The organism is Salinicoccus halitifaciens (genome assembly GCF_021026095.1).
Taxonomy (GTDB): Bacteria; Bacillota; Bacilli; order Staphylococcales; family Salinicoccaceae; genus Lacicoccus; species Lacicoccus halitifaciens.
Genome location: NZ_JAJNCU010000004.1, coordinates 188,991 through 213,148, shown reverse-complemented (window position 1 = coordinate 213,148; position 24,158 = coordinate 188,991). Strand labels below are relative to the sequence as shown.

Here is a 24,158-nt window from a genome sequence, read left to right as displayed (position 1 = left end):
ACGCATGGAAATATCCGTGCGTTTTTAATTTTGTCTTTTTTTTGAAATATATGTTACCGATTACAGTTTTCTCAAAATTTGCACTTGACCGGTAATTTGACCTCTGTCAAAATAGTTTTATTGGCCTTTGCGGGCTGAGATTTTGGAAAGGGGTTTCATTTATGCTCAGCATCATCGCTTTTATAATCATCGCAACGATTGTTGCATTATTGATCACCCAGAGGGTGCATCCTGTCATCGCCCTCACGCTCGTCCCGGTGGTGGGAGCCCTGATTGCAGGTTTCGGCTTTGAAGAAATCAGCGACTTTTTCAGCGAAGGCATCGCCTCCGTCCTGCCGGTGGTCATCATGTTCATCTTTGCGATTTTATTCTTCGGAATCATGCAGGATTCAGGCATGTTCAACCCATTAATACATAATATGGTGAAAATCTCACGGGGGAATGTCATCCTCGTGGCGATGGTCACCGTAATCATCGGCGGACTCGCCCATCTGGACGGGGCGGGCGCCTCGACATTCCTGATCACGATACCGGCGCTGCTGCCGCTCTACAAGAAGCTCAATATGAGTCCTTATCTGCTCGTCCTGCTGATTGGCCTGAGTGCGAGCATCATCAATATGGTACCGTGGGCCGGGCCGCTTGGACGTACTGCAGCCGTGCTCGGTGTGGATGCTGCAGAACTGTGGCCGCCTCTGATCCCTCTGCAGATCATTGCAATCATCTTATTGATTTTGTTTGCTGCATTCCTCGGCTGGATGGAAAAGAAAAGGATAGAAAAAGAAGGGCAGCTCATCAACCCGGATAATGCCGGAATGTTTGAAAGCAGCGTCAACACAGGCTCTGAGTCCGAGGGCAAGGATCTTGAACGTCCTAAATTGCTCTGGTTCAATCTCCTTCTTGTTGTGGTTGTCATCATCTCTTTGGTGACGAACATCCTTCCGGCGGGACTGATCTTCATGATCGCTTTATGTATCGGCATGCTGGTGAACTACCCGGATGCGGAAGTCCAAAAAGACCGTCTGGCGAGCCATGCACCGAACGCGCTCATGATGGGGAGCATCATCCTTGCAGCAGGTACGTTCCTCGGCATCATGGACAACAGCGGCATGCTTGAGTCCCTGGCTGAAGACATGGTCAGCGTACTCCCGGCGTTCATTGTCCCTTATCTTCATTATGTAGTGGGGGCATTTGGTGTACCGCTTGATATGGTGCTGAATACGGATGCCTATTACTTTGCTCTGCTGCCGATCGTTGAAGGCATCGTCAGCCCGCTTGGTGTGGAAAGTGTTGAAATCGCATATTCCCTCTTGATCGGCAACATCATCGGCACGTTCGTCAGTCCTTTTTCCCCTGCGCTTTGGCTTGCGGTCGGGCTCGCAGGAATCGAAATGGGCAGATACATCAAGTATGCATTTTTCTGGATCTGGGGTTTCAGTCTGGTGATCCTCTTTGTCGGGTTCCTCCTGGGTCTGTATTAAATCAATAAAGCTTTCCGGAAATTCTTCCGGAAAGCTTTATTTATATACATCGCCAAGAAAATGGCTGAGAGTGCCGATGATTTCCTCCGTCTTCGCTTCACCGATGCCGATGATTACCGCATCATTGAAATGATCGCTCACCGAATAATTGTTTTTACTGATCAGGCCGTAGGCTTCAATATCCGGGCCGATGTCCCTGCCCGGACACTTCAAAACGAAGTGCATGCCGGTATGCTCGCCGCTGACTCTCACCTGGGGGAAATGTTCCCCAAGCCAGTCCGTGATCTCCTTCATCTTCCTTGAGTATATTTTGCGCACCCTGTTGATATGCCTGTTCAAATAACCTTCCGAAATATACCTCGCCACGATATGCTGCATCTGCCTGGATACATTGCAGGATAATTTTTCAGCATAATACTTTTCTGCCAGCGGTTTCGGAAGCACCATCACCGACAGCCTGAGCGACGGATAGAGCGATTTGGAGAACGTGCTCATATATATGGTGCGCTCGTTCCGGTCAAGCCCCTGGAGTGACGGCAGGGGCCTGCCCGTATATCTGAATTCACTGTCATAATCGTCTTCAATGATGTATTTGCCGTCCAGAAAAGCATAGTTCAAAAGTTTCACACGCTTCTTCATGGAGAGTACGGCACCGCTCGGGAACTGATGGGAAGGCGTGATGTGCACCACTGGGTTTTCATGTTTTTTGACATCTTCGATATTGATCCCGTCTTCTTCGACTTCCGCGATATCACACGACAACTTCAAATGGGAAAGGACTTTTTTAACTATGGGATAGCCGGGATCTTCAATCGTCATTTTCGGATAATCCATTAAAAATAAAGCCTGCTGCAGCAGGTATTCCGTCGAGGGGCCGATGAAGATCTGATCGATCGAGCAGGAGACGCCGCGGTTGAAATGAAGATAGTCGAAAATCGCTTTTCTGAGGGCATGCTCGCCGCTGTCCTCCCCGGGGTTGAGCAGATCCTCCTCCCCGAACACCTCCCTTGAAATCTGCTTGATGATGCCTTTTTGGACGATGGTGGTGTCGATTGCGCCGAGGCTGAGGTTGTAATTGACGGGCTCCGGCCTGGTGATGACGGGTGTCTCTTTCGGTGCGGTTTTCAGCAGATCGATTTCAGATACGAAGAACCCGCTCTTTTCCACGCTGTATATGAGATCTTCATCAAGGAGCTGTGCATAGGCACGTTCAACTGTGGTCATGCTGATATTCAAGTCCATTTCAAGCTGTCGTTTGCTCGGGAGTTTATCCCGGCTTTTGAGCTCGCCGCTTAAAATCCGCCTTTTCATCTCTTGATAGACCTGTTCATATAAACTCGTTTCACTTTTTGCATCCAATTTTATATACATTATCTGACCCCTATATAATTAATCATTCTGACACTTTTTAAGAGTCAGTTAATACACTAGAATATATCATAAGAACAAAATATAAGGAAGTGGGATGAACAATGACTCAAGATAAGCTGACGATGCCGTATAAAGGTGTCATCATGGATGTAGTGAATGCTGAACAGGCAAAAATCGCAGAGGCTGCAGGTGCGGTGGCTGTAATGGCACTGGAGCGTGTGCCGTCTGATATACGCGCTGCAGGCGGCGTCGCGCGTGCTGCAGATCCGCGCATCATAGAAGAAGTGGTGAACGCCGTATCGATTCCGGTGATGGCGAAGTGCCGCATCGGCCACATTTCCGAAGCACGCGTACTGGAAGCGATGGGCGTCGATTACATCGATGAATCAGAAGTGCTGACCCCTGCGGATGAAGAATACCACCTGTTGAAATCCGATTATAAAGTGCCGTTCGTCTGCGGTTGCCGGGATCTCGGTGAAGCGGCCCGCCGTATCGGTGAAGGCGCTGAAATGCTGCGCACGAAAGGTGAGCCGGGAACGGGCAACATCGTTGAAGCGGTGCGTCATATCAGGAAGGTGAACCAGCAGGTTAAAATGATCACTGTTTTAAATGATGACGAGCTGATGACATTCGCAAAAGACCTGGGTGCACCGTATGACGTGCTCAAACAGATCAGGGAAGAGGGCGAACTGCCTGTAGTCAACTATGCAGCAGGCGGCGTCGCAACACCCCAGGATGCGGCGTTGATGATGGAACTCGGCGCTGACGGCGTATTTGTCGGATCCGGCATATTCAAATCCGAACAGCCTGAAAAGTTCGCAAGGGCGATCGTACAGGCGACCGAGAACTATCAGGATTATAAGCTGATCGGTGAGCTGGCAAAAGAACTGGGCAGTCCGATGTCCGGCATCGATGTGCGTACACTCGCCGAAGCCGACAGGATGCAGGACCGCGGCTGGTGATACGAATAAAATGAGACCGGGACATCAAGTTTCGGTCTCATTTTATTGTAATGCAGGTGGATAGGAGAAGCGTGCTGGGACCTTGCCGCTCATTCAGGAGGAATTTTAAGGCGTGAATGAGCAATCCCGATGCTTTTCTGCTCACTCAGGATGTTTTAAGAGGACGAGTGAGCAGTCACAATGCCCTCAAGATGCACAAACGGCAGCGAACAACAAAAAGGCCGGGACGATGTCCCGGCCTTTTTACTCTGTTTCGCTTTATTCCTCTGAAGTCACGTTATCGATGAACTCTGTGTTGATCAGACCCTCGATGTCATCGCTTGAAATGTAGTCCGCTTCAAAGCTGATAGTTGCCATCTCCTGGAGGACCTGTTCGTTTATTTCGTGAGTTGGATACAATCTGTCGCTTGCTTCAAGCGTCTCTTCCTCACTCAGTTCACTGCCTGTGACATCCCTGATGTGATCTACAAAGATGCCGACTGCTTCTTCGGTGTTCTCGTTTATGAAGTCGATTGCCCGGACGTGCGCTCTCAAATAGGCTTCAGTGAGCTCGGGGTTCGTTTCGGTGAATGCATCTCTCGCTGTCACCACGGTCATCGTCGAATCTTCTCCCCAACCGAATTCATCCTCATCCAGAAGGATGTCTGCATTCGCCTGGTTTTCCAGGAAAACGCCCCAAGGTTCCTGGGTTGCCGCCGCGTCCACATCACCCTGCAGGAACAACGTTGAAGTATCTGCAGGCGCCTGAGGGTTCAGGCTCACTGTCCCGCCGGAATCATCGATGTCGAGCCCGACTTCATGCAGGGCTTTCCTCAACATGATGTCCTGTGTGGAACCGATGGTCGGAACCGCAACGTTTTTGCCGTCCAGATCCTCCACGGAATCGATGCCGGAACCTTCAGCCGTGGCAAGGACTGCACCGCCGTTGACCGCACCGGCAATGATGGAGTGTGCCGGGTTCCTCATGTAAGTCGTCGTGGCAGGCGTAGGGCCGACCGTGCCGATGTCGAATTCATCGGTGGACATGGCTTCCATGAAAGCACTGCCGTCCGGGAAGGTCATGGTTTCAATTGCAATGTCCTCACCGAGTTCTTCTTCAAAGTAACCGTTCTGAAGTGCAATCACCGTCGAGATGTGTGTCAGGTTCGGGAAATAGCCGATCCTCACTTCTTCGGCGGGTTCTTCCGCGCCGCCGCAGCCTGCAACGACTGCCAAAGATAATGCGATGATGCCCAGTATGAATTTTTTCATTTTATATCCTCCTGATTTTTTATTTAAACTGTCTGGCCGTAACGGCGTGCTACTGCACGTTCCATGCGCAGGAAGACCTGATTGTCTATGATCGTTCCGATGATGCCGATGACGATCATGATGGACAGTACAAGGTCCATCGCCTGGATTGAACGGCCAAGGTCGAGCAGGTAGCCGAGACCCCCGGTCGAACCGAGCAGTTCACCCGCCATGATCGCCCGCCATGCAAAGGCCCATGCGACCCGGAGGCCGGAGATGATGTGCGGGATGGAGGCGGGGATGACCACCGTCCTGACGAGGTGTGCACCTGAGGAGCCGAGTGTTTTTGCTGCGTTCAAATAAAGGGATGGCACATTCTTGAATCCTGCACTCGAGTTCACTGTCATCGTCCATGTCGCCCCGATGGCGACGATGAATAATATTGCGGTGTTGCCGAGGCCGAACCATACGATCGCAAGAGGGAACCATACGATGCTCGGTATGGACTGCAGTGCAGTCACAAAGAAGCCGAGGGTGTCGTCGACCCACTTATAACGTGCGATCAGGAACCCGAAGGTCAGGCCGAGGACGATGGCAATCGAGAAGCCCACGAGCAGTCTTGTGAGCGTCGTGGCCGTCGCGGTGACGATCTGGCCGGAAATGATGCTGCTGATCAGTGTGCCGATCACCGTGACACCGCCCGGTTCATTCGGGATGATGAGGGGCGGGAACATGAATGTCGGGAAGAAGCCGAGCTTAGATATTACTTCCCATATCCCGATGATCACCGCTACGAAGATGATCCGTCTTAAGGCTGTAGTCATCACCAAACTCCTCCTTCAACACTTTTTCCATTTCAATTTCAAGCTCTGTCATCACACGTTTTTCAAGATCGACGATGACACTGTCGGCCGGATCTCTCGGGCGTGCAGCGCGGACGGTGAAGGATTCCTTTATCTTTCCGGGACGCGTGCTCATCAAAAGTACGCGGTCCGATAAAGTCAGCGCCTCACGGATGTTGTGGGTGATGAATAAAATCGTGTTGCCGGTCTTCCTCCATATATTCTGAAGTTCCTTATGCAGTACGAGCCTTGTCTGTTCATCGAGGGCCGCAAACGGCTCATCCATCAGCAGGACTTCCGGATCCATCACAAGGGCGCGCGCAATGGCCACCCGCTGTTTCATGCCTCCGGATAATTCATGCGGATAGGCATCGGCAAAATTGCCGAGGTGCACCATCTGCAGACCCTCGACCGCTTTTTCTTCCACTTCGGCCTTGGACATCTTCTTCAGGTTCAGTCCGTAAGTGACATTCTGCTTCACGGTCATCCAGGGGAACAACCCGCCTTCCTGGAATACGACGATCCGGTCCGTGCCGGGCTTCGTCACCTGCTCACCATTGACACGGACGTCTCCGGATGTCGCTTTGTCCAGCCCTGCAATCAATTTTAAGATTGTCGACTTCCCGCAGCCGGAAGGTCCGAGGAGGGAGACGAACTCTCCTTCTTCAATATTGAAGTTGATGTCGTCCAGCACATGGAGTTTCTGACCGTCACCTTTTTTAAATTCTTTATGTACATCTTTCAATTCCACTTTCAAGTCCGTTCACCTCACTAAAAAATCATACGAATACAATAGGAATAATAACCATAATATCCTAGTAAGTCAATATAATTTGGTCCATCCCTTTATATTCCCATGTTACGGAGGGCAGGGCAAGGCTTCATTTCAGGCAGTAAAATTGAACGGGAAACAGGCAGCTGATAGTATTATTTCTAATTTGGAAAATAACTGCTGGAAATTTGAAAGGATGGCTTCAAATGAAATTAAGCGTATTGGATCAGGCGCCGGTCACGACGGGAAACAAGTCGGCGGATGCACTCATAAAAGCCGAGGAACTCGCGGTGCTTGCAGATGAACTCGGGTACCACCGCATGTGGATGGCTGAACACCACGGCACCAAATCGCATGTAAGCTCGGCACCGGAAATCACGGCGGCACGGCTTGCTGCGAAAACTGAAAATATCCGGATCGGCACGGGCGGTGTAATGGTGATGCACTACTCGCCGCTTAAGCTTGCCGAGGTGTTCAAGACGCTCAGTGCGTTTTCACCCGGACGGATCGATTTCGGTGCAGGGCGCGCGCCGGGCGGCGACCACTTCGCAATGTACGCACTCGCACAGGGCGGGCAGCCGAAAGTGGATGATTTATATGAAAAATTCCGGATCACGATGCAGCTGCTGAATGATGAAGTGCCGGAAGGCCGCCTGTACGGCTCAGTGCCGGCATACCCGGAAGATGTCGTACGGCCTGAGGCTTGGATGCTCGGATCGACCGGCAACAGTGCGATTGCAACTGCCGAGATGGGGGCGGGCTATTCATTCGCACAGTTCTTCAACGGGGAACTTTCGAAAGAAATACTCGACCTCTACAGAGACCGGTTCAAACCGTCGCCGCTGATGGAAAAGCCGGCGATCAACGTATCATATATGGCGACAGTGGCCGAGACACGCGAGGAAGCGGAATATGAGGCGCTGCCGTATGACATTTCAAGGCTCATGCTGCAGCAGGGCCGCATCACCCAGACGATGACCCCAGAAGAGGCACAGAACTATCCGCTCAGCGAAATGGATAAGATGTCCATACGCGAGGGACGTAAACTGCATCTTGTCGGCTCCGCCAAAGAAGTCGCGGAACAGCTGAAGGAAGAGCAGGAGATGTATGGCTTCGAAGAGGCGATGATATGCAGCATCCCGCATTCTCAGGAGAAGCGGCTGGATGTATACAGGCTGCTCGCAAAAGAGCTTTTGTAACAGAATAAACCACTGCACGCACAGGAATACACCCCTGTGCTTTTTTAATTTTCGGGAAGTTTGGTATACTGGAAATATGCCTGATATAATTAAATACAAGGGGGATGAACACAATGAACACCGAGTACAGCACCAACGAATACAATGCGTATCAGAAACTTGAAATCGACATCAACGCGACGACCGAGGACGTATTCTACTTTTTCGGAACCTCGGAAGGCAGTAAAAAATGGTTTCCCGAATTGACTTTCGAAGACGAGCCGAGACCTGAGAAGTTATTCTTTGAAAAGGGTGACGGGACGCATGACCACTTATATATACTGGATTATGCGGAGCCGAGAAGGCTGATGTTCACATGGGACCCTGGGGACATCAGCCTTGAAGTGCATGACATCGACGAAGATACCGTCAGGGTGACATTCGAGGAAAGGATGCCGCTCGCATTCAAAGGCATCGTCAAAGATTTCACCGGCTGGTATTTCCAGATCGAAAATTTAAAACATATCGCCGAAACCGGGGAACTGAAGGAAATGGACGATGACGCCTTCCAGACTTTGGAGAAAAAGGTGAGGGAGAAGCTGGGGCGCTGACAAAATAAAAACCCGCACTGTTGTGCGGCTACATATCAGCTGATCGCCTTCAGCCCGACGGCACTGCCGATGATGAGGGCGATGAAGAAGATCCTCGGGAAGTTTTTCGGTTCATTATAAAACAGCATGCCGAGTATCGCGCCGCCTGCTGCGCCGATTCCCGTCCAGACGGCATAGGCGGTGCTCATGGCGATCTCATTCATCGCAAGCGACAGGGAGATGAAACTGATGCCAAAGAAGAATAATATGCCGAAAAGCGAGAGTCTCGTCCTTTTATGCGTATAGACGTTTATTGCGTTGACGCCGAGCATCTCGAAGATGCCCGCCAGTATCAAAAGTATCCAGGCCATTATTTTTCCGCCTCCTCAATGCGTTCTTCCGATGTGACCATCTTCAGGCCGATGACGCCTGTGAGCAGCACTGCGATGAATACGAGGTTCCAGACTGTGAACGGCTGCCCGAACAACAGGAAATCGGTGATTGCGACACCGGTCGCGCCGAGTCCGACGAACACCGCATAAGATGTGCCGACCGGCAGCTCCATGGAAGCGACGATCAGCAGATAGAAGCTGATATAAATCGCAATCAGGGTCAGCACCCACTGCCACCAGTTGTCGGCATGGTTCAGGCCGATGACCCAGCCGACTTCAAAAATCGAAGCGATGATGATCTTGATCCAGTTCATAATTTCAAATCCTTTCGATATATAAAATAAAAAAAGCCTGGGAGATATTTAAATCTCCCAGGCTTTTATCCCTCCGTGTCACGGCCTCTGCCATGGGTCCACTCTCGGTCCAGGCCAGCGGTGCTGCGGAACCCTAGTGAACTCTCTCTGCTATATTCAATCATATGTTAGCACACGGGATTGTTTCTTTCAAACCATGGGCTTCCCGCAGATTATCAGTGCCGGCCCCGGGGATTTCCTGTACAATGATTTTATGAATCATACTGGGGGATACAATCATGCTTTTGGAAATCATGTATGCACTGCTCATCATTTCAATATCCGGCTTCCTCATCAGCGGGATGCTTTCCATCCTGCAGTTCGGCGGCTACTTCAAAAAGCACCGTCAGCGGTATATAAAATATTTCATCGTTTTCGCTGTCATCACAATCATTATGATGGGCATATTCACCATCATCGCGTCTTAAATATATTTTTAAATCAGTGCAAAAAAAGAACGCTCATTCGAGAGCGTTCTTTTTTGATTCATCGATTAAAAGAAGAAACCGACGACAGCTGCTGTAAGCAGGCTGACGAGTGTTGCACCGTATACGAGCTTCAGGCCGAATCTTGCCACCTTGTCCCCGCTTTCGCTGTGGAGACCTTTGACGGAACCAGCGATGATACCGATGCTGCCGAAGTTGGCAAATGAGATCATGAATACTGAAAGCATCGCCTGTGTCTTCCTCGATACTTCTTCAGCGATAGGCTGGAATTCCACGATCGCAACGAATTCGTTGGTGATCAGCTTGGTCGCCATCAGGCTTCCTGCAATCTGGGCGTCCTCCCATGGAATCCCGATCAGGAATGCGATCGGCATGAAGATGTAGCCGAGGATATCCTGGAACGTGAGGTTCGAGCCCGGTATGAGCAGGAACAGCTCGTTGAGCAGGTTGATCAGTGCGATGAAACCGATCAGCATCGCGCCGACGATCAGGACGATTTTACCACCATCGATGATATAGTCGCCAAGCACCTGGAAGAACGATTTGCCCGCTTCCGGCTTGGTGGAGATTTCAGCACCGTCATCGACGATCTCCTCTTCGTAAGGGTTGATGATATGTACGATGACATAGATGCCGAACAGGTTCAGTACAATCGCAATCAATACAAACTGGGGCTCAAGCATCGTGAAGAATGCGCCCACGATGGAGAGCGAGATGGAACTCATCGCCTGTGCTGCGAGTGTATAGAGCCGCGGAGTCGTCATCTTCGGCAGCTGGTTCTTGAGTGATACGAAGACCTCCGACTGGCCAAGCATCATTGAAGCCGCACCATTGTAGGACTCGATGTAAGGGAGTCCTGTGATTCTCGTCAGCAGGATTCCGAGACCTTTGATGATGAGCGGCAGGATCCTTGTATAGGAAAGGATGCCGATGATCGCCGATATGAAAATGATCGGAACCAGAACGTTAAAGAGGAAGACGTTGACCGGATCCCCCGCCTCGTCCGTCATCAGATCTCCGAAGACGAACAATCCGCCTTCACGCGCGAAACCGAGCAGATGGTCGAAGGCTGCCGCAAGCCATCCGATAAATGTCTGACCCCATGTCGTATTCAGTAAAAGAAATGCGAAAAGGATCTGGAGTGCAATCAGAAGCAGGATGTTCTTCCACTTCTTGAGCGCAAGCTTACGGTTGCTGCTTGCAAGCCAGGCGAGTAACATTACAAACAGCAGGCCGACTATCCCCATTACAATACTCATGATAAAATCCTCCAAAATAAAAATATATGATGTAAAATATGTATATGCTGTCCCGCTTTCCATTATAAAGTATAAAAGGCTGAAACGCGATACCGAATCATTATAATGCAAACGTTTGCAGAAATAAAGAAAGACTTTATTTTTTGAACAAGAAATTTGCCAAAATATATCGCAGGCTGTATACTTTAGTCAAAGAAGGTCAAAAGAGGTGATTGCATGCGTAATATGTCGGATATCATTGAAGAATATTTGAAGGAATTACTTGCGGATTCCGACGGCGAAGCCGTTGAAATCAAGCGTGCATCTATTGCTGAGAAATTCGACTGTGTCCCATCTCAATTGAACTATGTCATAAAAACGAGGTTCACCAATGAGCACGGATACCTTGTGGAAAGTAAACGGGGCGGCGGTGGATATATCCGGATCACCAAGGTCGAAACACATTCAAAAGCGGAATATCTTGCCCGTTTAAAGCAGATGATAGGGACCGGACTGAGCCAGCGGAATGCACAGCATATCGTCCAGTCCATGTATGAAAACAAAGTGATCACATTAAAGGAAGGCAAAATCATCAACGCAGCCCTCGACAGGGAATCGCTGATGATCGAACTGCCGTACAGGGATCAGCTCAGGGCGAAGATTTTGCTAAATATTATCGACGTCATCCTATACACCGAGGAGTGATTTTATGATATGTGAATCATGTCAGGAAAATGAAGCGACTGTTCATATAACGACAGGCAGTGGCTTGAACAAAACAGAGAGGTATTTATGCGAAGTTTGTGCCAATAAGTCGTTTTCGAATCAGTTCGCGAATTTCCCGGATGATTCGTTCAACATTCATCAGCTTCTGCAGTCACTCTCGGCACAACAGCCGGCGGGGGCGGGGATGAAGCAGAAAAGGCACTGTGATACGTGCGGCTCCACGATAGAGAACATACTTAAAAACGGCAAGTTCGGCTGTGCGGACTGTTACGGCACTTTCAGCGGCAAAAGCAATGAGATCATCACCAGGGTGCAGCTCTACCAGACGGAACATGTCGGGAAGGTCCCGGCGAAGTCTTCTGCTTACCTTAAAGTGAAGAAAGAAATCGAAAGCCTCCGGGAGAAGCTCGCAGAACTCGTGGAGCGCCAGGAGTTCGAGGAAGCTGCAGTGGTCAGGGACCAGATAAAATCATTGGAAGCAGGTGATGGCAATGGCGAAGGTTAGTCCATGGATCACGGCAGCCGAAGAGAAGCCTGTGGAAATGTCTTCAAGGATCCGCCTTGCAAGGAATGTGAGGGACATCCCTTTCCCCCATATGCTGAAAGGCGGGGAGATGGATGAGGTCACGGCCAGGTTGAAAACTGTATTGAGCGGCTTCGGGGAAGTCGATCTGAATGTGATGAAGTTTGAAGACAAAGCGCTCCTCGTCGAAAAGCACCTGATCAGCCCCCTGTTCACGAAGCGGGGACAGCTGAGCTACATCAGCGGTGATGAATCGGTGTCCATCATGGTCAATGAGGAAGATCATATCCGCATCCAGGTGATGGGGGCGGATGAGTCGCTTGATGAATTATATGAGAGGGCATCCGAACTTGATGATAAACTGGAGGCGGAGATCAATTATGCCTTCGATGACAAATACGGCTTCCTGACCGCCTGTCCCACGAATGTCGGCACAGGACTCAGGGCGTCAGTCATGCTGCATCTGCCCGGTCTGTCACTCGGCAGCAGGATACAGAGGATTGCAAGCAATCTGAACCGTTTCGGATTTACGCTTAGGGGAATATATGGGGAAGGCTCCGTCCCGCTCGGCCACATCTACCAGTTGTCCAATCAGCTGACGCTCGGCCGGACTGAAGAGGACATCATCAGCAGCCTGAATGAGTTGAAGATGAGGATCATGGAAGAAGAAAACGAGATGCGCTCCATCATGAATGATGATCATCTCCTGAAAGCGAAGGATTCAATTTACCGTTCCTACGGCACTCTCAAATATGCCCATACAATTTCCTTGAAAGAAGCGGCGAATCACTTGAGTAATGTTAAACTGGGGATGGACTTGAATCTGCTCCCCGAAAACACCATAAGGTTTCAGGAACAGATACAGCTGATTCAGCCGGCATTCATCAAAATGCGTTTGAACACCATGGAAAAAGAGTATGGATCATTAGAAAGAGCAGTCGACGAAGAACGTGCAACACTATTACGTGAATTAATAGGAGGGACATCATAAATGTTATTTGGAAGATTAACTGAAAGAGCCCAAAAAGTGCTCGCTTATGCGCAGGAAGAAGCAATCAGCCTGAAACATTCAAGCATAGGGACAGAACACCTGTTACTCGGTCTGGTCAAGGAGAAGGAAGGCATTGCTGCAAAAGTCCTGTCGAGCTTCAATATAAGCGAAGATAATGTACGCGACGAAGTCTTCAACCTCATCAATGAGGGCGAGGACGGAACCGGATCCATCCATTACACCCCGCGCGCGAAAAAAGTGATAGAGCTCTCCATGGATGAAGCGCGCAAGCTGCACCATAATTTCGTGGGCACTGAGCACCTGCTGCTCGGCCTCATCCGCGAAAGTGAAGGTGTGGCGGCACGCGTCCTGACCAACCTGGACTTGAATATCACAAAAGCACGAGCTTCCGTCATCAAGATGCTCGGCAATCCGGAAGCGATCCAGAGCAAAGAGGGGCAGAAGAAGGACAACAACACCCCGACGCTTGATTCACTCGCAAGAGATCTCACGGAAATCGCTCGTGAAGACCGTCTCGATCCGGTGATCGGAAGATCCAAGGAAATCACCAGGGTGATTGAAGTACTGTCCCGCAGGACCAAGAACAACCCTGTCCTGATCGGTGAGCCGGGTGTCGGTAAAACTGCGATCGCAGAAGGTCTCGCCCAGTCCATCATCAAAAATGAAGTGCCGGAAACATTGAAGGACAAACGTGTGATGTCCCTTGACATGGGCACGGTCGTTGCCGGTACGAAATACCGCGGTGAATTTGAAGAGCGCATGAAGAAAGTGATGGAAGAAATCCATAAGGCAGGAAACGTAGTGCTGTTCATTGACGAGCTCCATACATTGATCGGCGCAGGCGGGGCGGAAGGTGCAATCGATGCATCCAACATCCTGAAGCCGGCGCTTGCCCGCGGTGAGCTGCAGTGCATCGGTGCCACAACCCTTGAGGAATACCGTAAGCATATTGAAAAAGATGCAGCGCTCGAACGCCGCTTCCAGCCGGTTCAGGTTGATGAGCCGAATGTCGACGATACGATCCTCATTCTTAAAGGCCTCAGGGACAAGTACGAAGCGCACCACAGGATAACGATCACCGATGAAGCGGTCGAGGCGGCAGCCAAAATGAGTGACCGCTACATCCAGGACCGCTTCCTGCCGGACAAGGCGATCGATTTGATTGATGAAGCTTCATCCAAAGTCAGACTGCGCAGCTACACTTCACCGCCGGACTTGAAAGATCTTGAGAGCAAGCTCGAAGCGATCAAGAAGGAGAAGAATGCAGCGGTGCAGAGCCAGGAATTCGAAGCTGCGGCCAACTACCGCGACCGCCAGTCCAAGCTTGAAAAAGAACTGAAGGAAAAAGAGGAGAAGTGGAAAAAGGAACAGGGTCAGGCATCGCAGTCCGTCACCCAGGGTGATATAGAAATCGTCATCAGCGGAATTACGGGCATCCCGCTGTCCAAGATTGCAGAGGGCGAATCGGATCGTCTCCTTAACCTGGAATCCATCCTTCATGACAGGGTCATCGGACAGCAGGAAGCAGTGACTTCGATCTCCAAAGCTGTGCGCCGTGCAAGGGCCGGCCTTAAAAATCCGAAACGCCCGATCGGCAGTTTCATCTTCCTCGGTCCGACCGGGGTTGGTAAGACCGAACTTGCAAGGGCGCTCAGCGAAGCGATGTTCGGTGAAGATGATGCGATGATCCGTGTGGATATGAGTGAGTACATGGAGAAACACTCGGTATCCAGACTCGTCGGTTCACCGCCGGGTTACGTCGGGTATGAAGACGGCGGCCAGCTGACCGAGAAAGTCAGAAGAAAACCTTACTCACTCGTCCTGTTCGATGAAATTGAAAAAGCGCACCCTGATGTCTTCAACATGCTGCTGCAGGTGCTGGATGACGGCAGGCTGACGGATGCAAACGGCCGTACGGTCGATTTCAGGAACACGATCATCGTCATGACATCAAACGTCGGCGCCCAGGAACTGAAGGACCGCAAGTTCGCAGGTTTCGGCACGACTTCCGATTCAACCACCAATGACTATGAGACGATCAAGAGCACGATGATGAAAGAGCTGAAAGATACATTCAGGCCGGAGTTCATCAACCGTGTCGATGATATCATCGTCTTCCACAGCCTTGAAAAAGAACACCTGAAAGAGATCGTCTCCCTGATGATTGATCAGCTGCAGGAAAGGCTGAGCGACCAGAACATCAATATCGAGGTCACTGAAGCTGCAAAAGCACAGATTGCAGAAGACGGCTATGACCCTGAATATGGTGCAAGGCCGCTTGCAAGAAGCATACAGAAGAATATTGAAGATACTTTGAGTGAGTCATTGCTCTCAGGTGCCGACTTCGAAAACAAAGTTGTCACTGTGGATTATGAAAATGAAGAATTTACGGTGGGCATGAAGGAAAAAGAAGCGGCGGAGAAATAAGCAGTGTCAGCCCAAATCATGTATGAATGGTTTGGGCTGTTCTGTTTTCTTTTACATACTTTCAAAACAGGCCCGATAGTAATACAATAATAAGAAAAAGAAGCGGAGGTCATCAGCACATATGGCAAAAGTGAAGAATGTCTTCGAGTGCATGGCATGCGGATATGAATCGCCGAAGTGGATGGGCAAATGCCCGAGCTGCGGCGGCTGGAACCAGATGGAAGAAAAGCTCGTGCATAAGGAGACGAAAGGACGGGGTACGCTCGGCAAGCAGGCGCCGGATGAAAAAGTCAGCCGCCCGACAAAGTTGAACAACGTCAAAAAATCACAGACGCCGAGAACATTGACGAAAAGCGGCGAATTCGACCGGGTGCTGGGCGGCGGGATCGTCGACGGCTCGCTCATATTGATCGGCGGGGACCCGGGGATCGGCAAATCGACGATCCTGCTCCAGACTGCACTGACACTGTCGGAAGAGCATGAAGTGTTATATGTCTCGGGCGAGGAATCGCTTGAACAGATCAAGCTCCGGGCGGACCGGCTGGATGAGAGAAGTGATAACCTGCAAGTATACTGCGAGACGAACCTTTACCATATCCATGAGGAAGTCAAAAGGTCAAAGCCGGATTTCCTCATCATCGACTCCATCCAGACCATATTCCATCCGGACATCACCAGCGCGCCGGGCAGCGTCTCCCAGGTGAGGGAATGTACGCAGAGTCTGATGAACATCGCGAAGGGCGAGAACATCGCAACTTTCATAGTGGGCCACGTGACGAAGGAAGGGCAGATTGCCGGACCGCGCATGCTCGAGCATATGGTGGACACGGTACTTTATTTTGAAGGCGATCAGCACCAGACTTACCGGATTTTAAGGGCGGTCAAAAACCGTTTCGGCTCCACGAATGAGATGGGCATATTCGAGATGAAGAGCTCGGGGTTGAAGGAAGTCCTGAATCCGTCGGAAATCTTCCTTGAGGAACGGTCCAAAAACACACCCGGTTCGGCAATAGTCGCAACGATGGAAGGCACGCGGGCGATGCTGGTCGAAGTCCAGGCACTTGTCGCACCGACACATTTCCATAACCCGAGGCGCATGGCGACGGGCGTCGACCATAACCGTTTGTCTTTATTGATGGCGGTGCTTGAGAAGAGCGGCGGCTACCTTATGCAGCAGCATGATGCCTACATCAAGGTGGCCGGCGGTGTGAAACTGGACGAACCTGCTGTGGACTTGAGCGTCATCATCAGCATCGCCTCCAGCTTCAAGAACATGGAAGTGCGCGGGGATGACTGCTTCATCGGGGAAGTCGGACTGACAGGTGAAGTCAGAAGGGTCACGAAAATAGAATCACGTCTGCAGGAAGCGGCAAAACTCGGGTTCAAGCGGGCAATCGTGCCAAAATCCTCCCTTGCAGGCATCCAGCTGCCGGAAGGATTGGAAGTCCAGGGTGTGAGCCACCTGACCGAGGCGATAAAGCACGCCTTCGGCTAGCATTTTTAAATTATTTGAAAGGCGGTGAATGATTTGCTGAAATATCTGATATATATATTATATTTCCTGATCGGTGTATCCCTCGGCGTATGGCTGCTGCCGGATTTGATTTCTCTGCTCCCGGTCGAACTGCCCCTGCTGCTGGATAACGTGCTCATCCATGGCCTGATCGGGGGATTGCTCTTTTTATTCCTCTTCCTTTGGACTGTTCCGAAGGTCGAATCCCTGATCGCCAAGGGCGAGGGGATGATCCTGAACCGGAATCTGCCGGAAATCATCTTTGCGACATTGGGCATGATTATAGGGCTTGTCGTTGCTGTCTTAATATCATTATTATTAAATACGTTGAATATCCCTATAGTCAGTGAAGTCATTTCTTTTGCACTGGCAGTCATACTCGGTTATCTCGGCTTCCAGATCGGTATGAAAAAGCATACTGAACTGCTGGATGTCTTCCCGGGACAGAACGGCAGGCAAGCCGGGAAAGTGGTGCAGGGCCAGAAGAAATTGGTGGACACCAGTGCGATCATAGACGGCAGGATTGTAGATGTCGTCAAAACCGGTTTTATAGAAGGTGAACTGGTGGTCCCCCAGTTTGTCCTGGATGAACTCCAGCTGATTGCAGATTCCACGGATGCCATGAAGCGTGACCGCGGGCAGAGGGGTCTCGATATGCTGAATGAGCTTCAGGACAGCGGACTGGACGTCACCGTCCAGCCGGTCGCCTATGAAAAGCTGGATGTGGACCAGCAGCTCGTACAGCTCGCCAAAGAGGAAGATGCCGCCCTCATCACTACGGACTATAATCTGAACCGTGTGTGTCAGGTCCATAACATCAAAGTGCTCAACGTCAATGAATTGTCGGATGCGATAAAGCTGGTCATCAGACAGGGCGATACACTGGATATCATGGTGACGAAACACGGTAAGGAAGAAGGTCAGGGCGTCGGTTACCTTGAAGATGGGACGATGGTGGTCATAGAGGAAGGCAGGAATCTGATCAACCGCACCGTCAGTGTCGAAGTGACAAGTGTCCTGCAGACGAATTCAGGGCGCATTATTTTTACAAAGAGAGAGAGTTAATATGTCTTATATTGCGATTATACCGGCGGCCGGCCTAGGCAGCCGCATGGGTTATGGTAAAAACAAGGTATTCATCGAACTGGACGGGAAATCCATCATCGAACGGACGGTGGCGCTCTTCGAGGAAGATCCGAACTGCACCGGTATTTACCTTGCGGTGAGGGAAGATGAGACGGCATTGATGGAAGAGAAGCTTTCGGCCTACCCTAAAGTCAAAGGTGTCTTCGCCGGCGGCCGGGAGAGGCAGGACAGCATTTATAACGTTTTGAAGAAGATTCCCGAGAGTGACCATGTATTCATACATGACGGTGCGAGGCCGTTTGCAAGCCGTAAACTTTTGAATGAGGTTTATAAGGCGGTCATCACGCACAAGGCCGTAATATGCGGCGTGAAAGTCAAGGACACGATCAAAAGGGTGGACGGCGCCACAGTGACGGAGACGCTGGAGCGGGAAGAGCTGCTCATCACCCATACGCCGCAGGCGTTCGATTACCGGCTGATCATGAAGGCACATGAGAATGCCCGCCGCGAGGGCCTTGCGGTGACGGATGATTCAAGCATGGTCGAAGCCCTGGGGGAATCAGTATATATTGTGGAATCGGATTACAACAACATTAAAATTACGACACGGGAAGACCTCGTCATCGCGGAGTCGATCATAGCCGGAAGAGGTGAGAGTAAATGATAAGGATCGGTCATGGTTTTGACGTCCATGCGTTTGCCGAAGGCAGGCCGCTGATCATCGGCGGGCTGAAGATACCGCATGATAAAGGTCTCGCAGGCCATTCGGATGCGGACGTCCTGCTCCATACGATTGCGGATGCAATCCTCGGGGCACTTGCACTCGGTGATATCGGGAAATTTTTTCCGGACACCGATGAGTCATTCAAAGATATGGATTCCAAAGTGCTGCTCGGTGAAGTGGTTGAAAAAATGAATGAGGAGCAGTACAAAATCGGCAATGTCGATGCCGTCATCATGGCCCAGGCGCCGAAGTTCAGGCCCCATATCGATGAGATGAGGGAAAGTGTGGCATCGATTTTGAACACAGAGGTTTCAAATGTTAATATTAAAGCGACCACTACAGAAAAACTAGGATTTGTCGGCAGGGCTGAAGGCATCACTTCGGAAGCAGTTGTTCTGCTTACAAAAATGGAGGAATATTAATGGATAAAGTTAGAGTCAGATATGCACCGAGTCCGACCGGATTTCTGCATATAGGGAACGCGCGTTCAGCGCTGTTTAATTATTTGTTTGCACGCCATTACGGCGGTGATTTCATCATCCGCATCGAGGACACCGATAAATCCCGCCATATCGAGACCGGCGAGGAATCCCAGCTCAACAACCTGGCCTGGCTCGGAATCGATTGGGATGAGAGCATAGACAAGGACGGAGGCTACGGCCCGTACCGCCAGTCTGAACGCGGACATATATATGAACCATACATCCAGAAACTTCTGGATGAGGATCTGGCATACCGGTGCTATATGACGAGCGAGGAGCTCCAGCAGGAGCGCGAAGAACAGATTGCACGCGGTGAGATGCCGAGATACGGCGGCCATCATGCCAACCTGACAAAAGAGGAAGAAGAGGCGCTGATCGCCGAGGGCAGGGAACCTGCCATCCGCATCCGCGTGCCGAAGGATAAAGTCTATAAATTCAATGACATCGTAAAAGGCGAAGTGACTTTTGACTCAAACGGCTTCGGAGACTGGGTCATCGTCAAAAAAGACGGTGTGCCGACGTACAACTTTGCGGTCGCGATCGATGATCATGAGATGGAAATCACCCATGTCCTGCGGGGGGATGACCACATTTCAAACACTCCGAAACAAATGATGGTGTATGAAGCGCTTGGTCTGGAAGCGCCGGAATTCGGCCATATGACACTGATCGTCAATGAGAGTAAAAAGAAATTGTCCAAGCGTGACGGTGCAATCATCCAGTTTATTGAACAGTACAAAGAACTCGGTTATCTGCCTGAAGCATTATTCAACTTCATCGCACTGCTCGGATGGACGCCTGAAGGTGAAGAGGAGATCTTCTCCAAAGAGGAATTCATCGAGTTGTTCGATGAAAAGAGACTTTCAAAAGCACCTGCCTTCTTCGACAAGCAGAAGCTGACCTGGATCAACAACCAGTACATGAAAGAAAAGGATGCTGAAACCGTCTTTGAAATGGCATTGCCATTTTTAGTCGAAGAGGGGCTGATCAGCAGGGATCCGCAGGGCGAGGAACTCGAATGGGCAAGGAAACTTGTGGCGCTCTATCAGCCGCAGATGAGTTTTGCCGGTGAGATCACAACGCTGTCCGAGCAGTTCTTCAAGGATGACATCGAGTTTGATGCAGAAGCGACGGAAGTGATCAACCAGGAACACATACCGGAACTGATGAACGCATTGTATGATGAATTCGAAGGATTATCCGACTTCGATCCCGCCACGATCAAAAAGTCCATTAAAAATGTGCAGAAAGCGACTGGTTATAAAGGCAAGCAGCTTTTCATGCCGATCCGCGTGGCGGTGACGGGGCAGACGAGAGGGCCGGAACTGCCGGATGCCATCTCCCTGATCGGCAGGGAAAAAGTGCTCGAGCGTGTAGCCAAGCTGAAATGAGATGAGCCTAAGTGATTGCAGTAAGGGGAATAATCGATTAATATATCTGTAACAGAGAAAAGAAGTATGGTGTATTGTGGAAATCAGAGATTGTCTGGCGGCTGAAAAGACAACCACAGTATATTCAGAAATGCGCAGACCACAGGTGAATATTAAAAAGTGCAAAGTGTATTTTGTAAACAGAGTGGAACCGTGCGGAAGCGCCTCTGTCCAGTTATTTGGGCAGCGGCGCTTTTATTATTGAGAGGAGGATCAGCTTGCTTAATCGAATGAAGGAAGACATCAATATGGTACTTGAACTGGACCCGGCCGCAAAGAGCAAATTAGAAGTGGCTTTGACATATTCGGGGCTGCATGCGGTATGGCTGCATCTGCTGGCACACAAACTGTACAAGAGGAAGTTCGCGACATTATCAAGGGCGATTTCACAGCTCAGCCGTTTTATAACGGGGATAGAAATACATCCGGGCGCAGAAATCGGCAGGCGCCTCTTCATAGACCACGGCATGGGTGTGGTCATCGGCGAAACATGCCGGATCGGCAACAACGTGACAATCTACCAGGGTGTGACGCTCGGCGGAACAGGGAAAGAGGAAACGAAGCGGCATCCGGACATCGATGATAACGTACTGGTCTCCGCGGGGGCGAAAGTGCTCGGGAATATCCGCATCGGTGAAAACACCAAAATCGGCGCGAATTCTGTCGTCCTCATCAATACGCCAAAGGATTCGACTGTGGTCGGCATCCCGGGGAGAGTCGTCAAGAAGGCCGGCGAGAGAGTCAAGGATGCACGTGATATGAACGTCACGGATTTACCGGACCCGATCCTCGATATGATCCTGGGTCTTGAAGACGAAATAAAAGATTTCAGAAAAGAAGTTAGGAATGAGGTACAAGATGGTTCGCATATATAATACGCTGACAAGGCAGAAAGAAACATTCAAACCGCTCGAAGAAGGTAAGGTCAAGATGTATGTCTGCGGCCCCACCGTGTATAACTATATCCACATAGGGAACGCAAGACCTGCAATCGCCTTCGATACGGTCAGGAGATATCTGGAATACAAAGGCTATGACGTGGAATATGTATCAAACTTTACAGATGTGGATGATAAACTCATCAAGGCATCACAGGAGCTTGGGGAATCCGTGCCTGACATTGCCGAACGTTTCATCGAAGCGTTCTTCAATGATACGGGTGCGTTGAATGTGAGGCGCGCCACCGCCCATCCGAGGGTGATGGACCACATGGACGATATCATCAAGTTCATTGAGGTGCTCATTGAAAAAGGGCATGCCTACGAATCAGATGGAGACGTTTATTTCAAGACGCGCTCTTTCAATGAGTATGGCAAGCTGAGCCACCAGTCGATCAACGACCTCAAAGTCGGCGCGCGCATCGATGCAGGGGAGAAGAAGGAAGACCCCCTGGATTTCGCGCTGTGGAAGCAGGCAAAGCCCAATGAAATCAAATGGGATTCGCCGTGGGGCGAGGGACGTCCGGGCTGGCATATCGAATGCAGCGTGATGGCAAGGGAGCACCTCGGCGATACGATTGATATCCATGCGGGCGGACAGGATTTGACTTTTCCGCATCATGAAAATGAAATCGCACAAAGTGAGTGCATGACCGACGCGACATTCTCAAACTACTGGATGCATAACGGCTATATCAATATCGACAATACGAAGATGTCGAAATCCCTCGGCAACTTCATACTCGTCAATGACATCATCAAGGAGATCAATCCGAATGTGCTGAGGTTCTTCATGATCAGTGTCCATTACCGCAATCCGATCAACTATAACCGCGAACTTGTGGAAGCGGCGAAAGCAGGTCTCGAACGTATCCAGGGCAGCTATGCCCAGGCGAAAGAACGCCTGGACAGCGCGGTCGGCATGGAAGCGGATGAAAAAGTGATGGAAATCATCCGGAAGAATGTGGAAACATTCGAATCCCAGATGGATGACGACTTCAATACGGCAAATGCGATCAGCACATGGCATGATCTGACGACCGAGCTCAACAAATATCTGCGGTATAACACAACGAACCGTGAAGTGCTGTCCGAGTTCATCAAAGTGTTCGATCAGTACGGTGAAGTGCTCGGCATCATCCTGGAGGAAGAGGAAGTCCTGCTGGATGAAGAGATTGAAGCGATGATCGAGGAACGCAATGAGGCACGGAAAAATAAAGACTTTGCACGGGCGGATGAAATCAGGGATGAATTGAAGGCACAGGGCATCGTGCTTGAAGATACAAAAGAAGGGGTACGGTTCAGGCGTGGATGACTTTAAAGTGGAAGACGTGCCGAGCCTGTCCCTCGCTTTTCTCGGGGACGCGATCTACGCGGTGCATATACGCACCCGTCTTTTAAAGGCGCACCCGCGCATGAAGCCAGAAGAGCTGCACAGGGAAGCGAACTTATGGGTGAGTGCGGGTGCCCAGTCGCGCGCGCTGCTCCATTTGAGGAAAGCATCGCTCCTCACGGATGAGGAGTGGGATATAGCGAAGCGTGCACGCAATAAGTCCAGCGCCACACGTGCCAAAAATGCAAGCATCAAAGAATACCGCAACGCCTCGGGTCTTGAGGCGCTGATCGGTTATCTGGACCTCACGGGAAATCACGGCAGGATTGAAACGCTCATGCAGGAGATAATAAAGGAAGGGAGGGTTCACAATGACTGAATCGGTGATCGCAGGAAAAAATGCGGTGAGGGAGGCATTACGTTCCAAAAGCGACATCAACAAAATATTCGTTCAGGATACAATCAATAAAAACCAGGTGAAGGAACTGCTGGACCTGGCGAAGGACCGGAAAGTGATCGTCCAGCATGTCCCGAAAAGCAAGATGGACGGGCTGACTGATGAGAAGCACCAGGGCATCATAGCGATGATCAGTGCCCATGAGTACATGGAACTCGAAACATTCATGGAGCGCATCTCGGGAAAGGAGACGGCGAACGTCATCATCCTCGACGGGCTTGAAGACCCGCATAATCTCGGGTCGATTTTAAGGACCTGCGACGGTGCGGGCTTCGACGGGGTCATCATCCCGAAAAGGCGTTCCGTCCAGCTGACCGAAACGGTGGCGAGGACATCGACGGGCGCCATCGAATATATCCCGGTCGTCCGTGTCACCAACATCAACCAGACGATCGACAGGCTGAAGGAGAAGGGTTTCTGGGTCGTCGGCAGCGATGGCAGCGGAAAGACGGACTACCGTGAACTGGACATGAATATGAGCACCGCCCTTGTGATCGGCAGCGAAGGGCAGGGCATCAGCAAAAAGACGCTTGAAAAGTGTGACTTCATCGTCAAAATTCCGATGAATGGTGAAATTACGAGCTTGAATGCCTCGGTGTCTGCTGCACTTTTGATGTACGAAGTGTACAGGAAGCAAAACCCTCCCGGGACGTGA

The 24,158-nt window shown here is 50.6% G+C and carries 25 protein-coding genes and 1 riboswitch; of the genes, 18 read left to right on the top strand and 7 right to left on the bottom strand.

Going from position 1 to position 24,158, the window contains the following annotated elements; translation table 11 throughout:
• The first annotated feature begins 161 nt into the window (after window positions 1-161).
• The gene (locus LPW40_RS09740; protein ID WP_230822063.1) at window positions 162-1,478 is read left to right on the top strand and encodes a CitMHS family transporter; all 1,317 of its coding nucleotides are present in this window, start codon (window positions 162-164) and stop codon (window positions 1,476-1,478) included.
• 36 nt (window positions 1,479-1,514) lie between these two features.
• Here the strand turns inward: LPW40_RS09740 and pdxR are convergent, their stop codons facing one another.
• Window positions 1,515-2,849, bottom strand: a complete 1,335-nt coding sequence (gene pdxR, locus LPW40_RS09735) for a MocR-like pyridoxine biosynthesis transcription factor PdxR (protein ID WP_230822062.1) — start codon at window positions 2,847-2,849, stop codon at window positions 1,515-1,517.
• A gap of 101 nt (window positions 2,850-2,950) precedes the next feature.
• Between pdxR and pdxS the strand changes: the two genes are divergently transcribed.
• A complete protein-coding gene (gene pdxS, locus LPW40_RS09730) occupies window positions 2,951-3,811 on the top strand; it encodes a pyridoxal 5'-phosphate synthase lyase subunit PdxS (protein ID WP_230822061.1) in 861 nt (286 codons plus the stop codon).
• A 258-nt stretch (window positions 3,812-4,069) separates the two neighbouring features.
• Here pdxS and LPW40_RS09725 read toward each other — a convergent pair whose 3' ends face one another.
• The 3 genes from LPW40_RS09725 to LPW40_RS09715 are packed head-to-tail and all read right to left on the bottom strand — an operon-like array spanning window position 4,070 to window position 6,640.
• Window positions 4,070-5,062, bottom strand: coding sequence for an ABC transporter substrate-binding protein (locus LPW40_RS09725; RefSeq protein ID WP_230822060.1), 993 nt, complete (start codon window positions 5,060-5,062; stop codon window positions 4,070-4,072).
• Window positions 5,063-5,085: 23 nt separating this feature from the next.
• Window positions 5,086-5,865 carry an ABC transporter permease gene (locus tag LPW40_RS09720; RefSeq protein WP_230822059.1) on the bottom strand — a complete coding sequence of 260 codons (780 nt, stop codon included), beginning with the start codon at window positions 5,863-5,865 and terminating at the stop codon, window positions 5,086-5,088.
• On the bottom strand, window positions 5,798-6,640 hold the full coding sequence (locus tag LPW40_RS09715; protein WP_230822058.1) for an ABC transporter ATP-binding protein: 843 nt from the start codon (window positions 6,638-6,640) through the stop codon (window positions 5,798-5,800). Before LPW40_RS09715 ends, LPW40_RS09720 begins: the two co-directional genes overlap by 68 nt.
• Before the next feature lie 221 nt (window positions 6,641-6,861).
• Here LPW40_RS09715 and LPW40_RS09710 point away from each other — a divergent pair, with 221 nt between their 5' ends.
• Both LPW40_RS09710 and LPW40_RS09705 read left to right on the top strand, forming a co-directional pair.
• Window positions 6,862-7,854: an LLM class flavin-dependent oxidoreductase gene (locus LPW40_RS09710; RefSeq protein ID WP_230822057.1), complete on the top strand. Its 993-nt coding sequence runs from the start codon at window positions 6,862-6,864 to the stop codon at window positions 7,852-7,854.
• Window positions 7,855-7,958: 104 nt separating this feature from the next.
• Window positions 7,959-8,444, top strand: a complete 486-nt coding sequence (locus LPW40_RS09705) for an SRPBCC domain-containing protein (protein ID WP_230822056.1) — start codon at window positions 7,959-7,961, stop codon at window positions 8,442-8,444.
• Window positions 8,445-8,479: 35 nt separating this feature from the next.
• Here the strand turns inward: LPW40_RS09705 and LPW40_RS09700 are convergent, their stop codons facing one another.
• Window positions 8,480-8,794, bottom strand: a complete 315-nt coding sequence (locus LPW40_RS09700) for a DMT family transporter (protein ID WP_269063308.1) — start codon at window positions 8,792-8,794, stop codon at window positions 8,480-8,482.
• On the bottom strand, window positions 8,794-9,129 hold the full coding sequence (locus tag LPW40_RS09695; protein WP_230822055.1) for a DMT family transporter: 336 nt from the start codon (window positions 9,127-9,129) through the stop codon (window positions 8,794-8,796). The genes LPW40_RS09700 and LPW40_RS09695 overlap by 1 nt, the downstream gene beginning before the upstream one ends.
• A 52-nt stretch (window positions 9,130-9,181) precedes the next feature.
• Window positions 9,182-9,277: riboswitch (guanidine-I (ykkC/yxkD leader) on the bottom strand.
• Window positions 9,278-9,407: 130 nt separating this feature from the next.
• Here LPW40_RS09695 and LPW40_RS09690 point away from each other — a divergent pair.
• Window positions 9,408-9,596, top strand: a complete 189-nt coding sequence (locus LPW40_RS09690; protein WP_230822054.1) for a hypothetical protein — start codon at window positions 9,408-9,410, stop codon at window positions 9,594-9,596.
• 65 nt (window positions 9,597-9,661) lie between these two features.
• Here the strand turns inward: LPW40_RS09690 and LPW40_RS09685 are convergent, their stop codons facing one another.
• Complete coding sequence (locus LPW40_RS09685) at window positions 9,662-10,873, bottom strand: NupC/NupG family nucleoside CNT transporter (protein ID WP_230822053.1); 1,212 nt, start codon at window positions 10,871-10,873, stop codon at window positions 9,662-9,664.
• Window positions 10,874-11,089: 216 nt separating this feature from the next.
• Between LPW40_RS09685 and LPW40_RS09680 the strand changes: the two genes are divergently transcribed.
• The 13 genes from LPW40_RS09680 to rlmB all read left to right on the top strand — a co-directional run bounded on the left by LPW40_RS09680 (window position 11,090) and on the right by rlmB (window position 24,158).
• Entirely contained in the window at window positions 11,090-11,557 is a 468-nt protein-coding gene (locus tag LPW40_RS09680; protein WP_097041440.1) for a CtsR family transcriptional regulator, read from the top strand.
• Window positions 11,558-11,561: 4 nt separating this feature from the next.
• Window positions 11,562-12,083, top strand: a complete 522-nt coding sequence (locus LPW40_RS09675) for a UvrB/UvrC motif-containing protein (RefSeq protein ID WP_230822052.1) — start codon at window positions 11,562-11,564, stop codon at window positions 12,081-12,083.
• Window positions 12,070-13,092 (top strand): protein arginine kinase, encoded by a 1,023-nt coding sequence (locus tag LPW40_RS09670; RefSeq protein WP_230822051.1) that lies wholly within the window; start codon window positions 12,070-12,072, stop codon window positions 13,090-13,092. The genes LPW40_RS09675 and LPW40_RS09670 overlap by 14 nt, the downstream gene beginning before the upstream one ends.
• Window positions 13,093-15,540 (top strand): ATP-dependent Clp protease ATP-binding subunit, encoded by a 2,448-nt coding sequence (locus tag LPW40_RS09665; protein ID WP_230822050.1) that lies wholly within the window; start codon window positions 13,093-13,095, stop codon window positions 15,538-15,540.
• Between the two features lie 121 nt (window positions 15,541-15,661).
• A complete protein-coding gene (radA, locus tag LPW40_RS09660) occupies window positions 15,662-17,035 on the top strand; it encodes a DNA repair protein RadA (protein ID WP_230822049.1) in 1,374 nt (457 codons plus the stop codon).
• Between the two features lie 33 nt (window positions 17,036-17,068).
• Complete coding sequence (locus LPW40_RS09655; protein WP_230822048.1) at window positions 17,069-18,118, top strand: PIN/TRAM domain-containing protein; 1,050 nt, start codon at window positions 17,069-17,071, stop codon at window positions 18,116-18,118.
• A gap of 1 nt (window position 18,119) precedes the next feature.
• Window positions 18,120-18,803 (top strand): 2-C-methyl-D-erythritol 4-phosphate cytidylyltransferase, encoded by a 684-nt coding sequence (gene ispD / locus LPW40_RS09650; RefSeq protein ID WP_230822047.1) that lies wholly within the window; start codon window positions 18,120-18,122, stop codon window positions 18,801-18,803.
• Window positions 18,800-19,285 carry a 2-C-methyl-D-erythritol 2,4-cyclodiphosphate synthase gene (gene ispF / locus LPW40_RS09645; protein WP_230822046.1) on the top strand — a complete coding sequence of 162 codons (486 nt, stop codon included), beginning with the start codon at window positions 18,800-18,802 and terminating at the stop codon, window positions 19,283-19,285. Before ispD ends, ispF begins: the two co-directional genes overlap by 4 nt.
• On the top strand, window positions 19,285-20,736 hold the full coding sequence (gene gltX / locus LPW40_RS09640; protein WP_230822045.1) for a glutamate--tRNA ligase: 1,452 nt from the start codon (window positions 19,285-19,287) through the stop codon (window positions 20,734-20,736). Before ispF ends, gltX begins: the two co-directional genes overlap by 1 nt.
• A 257-nt stretch (window positions 20,737-20,993) precedes the next feature.
• Complete coding sequence (gene cysE, locus LPW40_RS09635) at window positions 20,994-21,650, top strand: serine O-acetyltransferase (RefSeq protein WP_230822044.1); 657 nt, start codon at window positions 20,994-20,996, stop codon at window positions 21,648-21,650.
• The gene (gene cysS, locus LPW40_RS09630; RefSeq protein ID WP_230822043.1) at window positions 21,634-23,028 is read left to right on the top strand and encodes a cysteine--tRNA ligase; all 1,395 of its coding nucleotides are present in this window, start codon (window positions 21,634-21,636) and stop codon (window positions 23,026-23,028) included. Before cysE ends, cysS begins: the two co-directional genes overlap by 17 nt.
• Window positions 22,988-23,425: a Mini-ribonuclease 3 gene (locus tag LPW40_RS09625; RefSeq protein WP_230822042.1), complete on the top strand. Its 438-nt coding sequence runs from the start codon at window positions 22,988-22,990 to the stop codon at window positions 23,423-23,425. The genes cysS and LPW40_RS09625 overlap by 41 nt, the downstream gene beginning before the upstream one ends.
• Window positions 23,418-24,158, top strand: coding sequence for a 23S rRNA (guanosine(2251)-2'-O)-methyltransferase RlmB (rlmB, locus tag LPW40_RS09620; protein ID WP_230822041.1), 741 nt, complete (start codon window positions 23,418-23,420; stop codon window positions 24,156-24,158). The genes LPW40_RS09625 and rlmB overlap by 8 nt, the downstream gene beginning before the upstream one ends.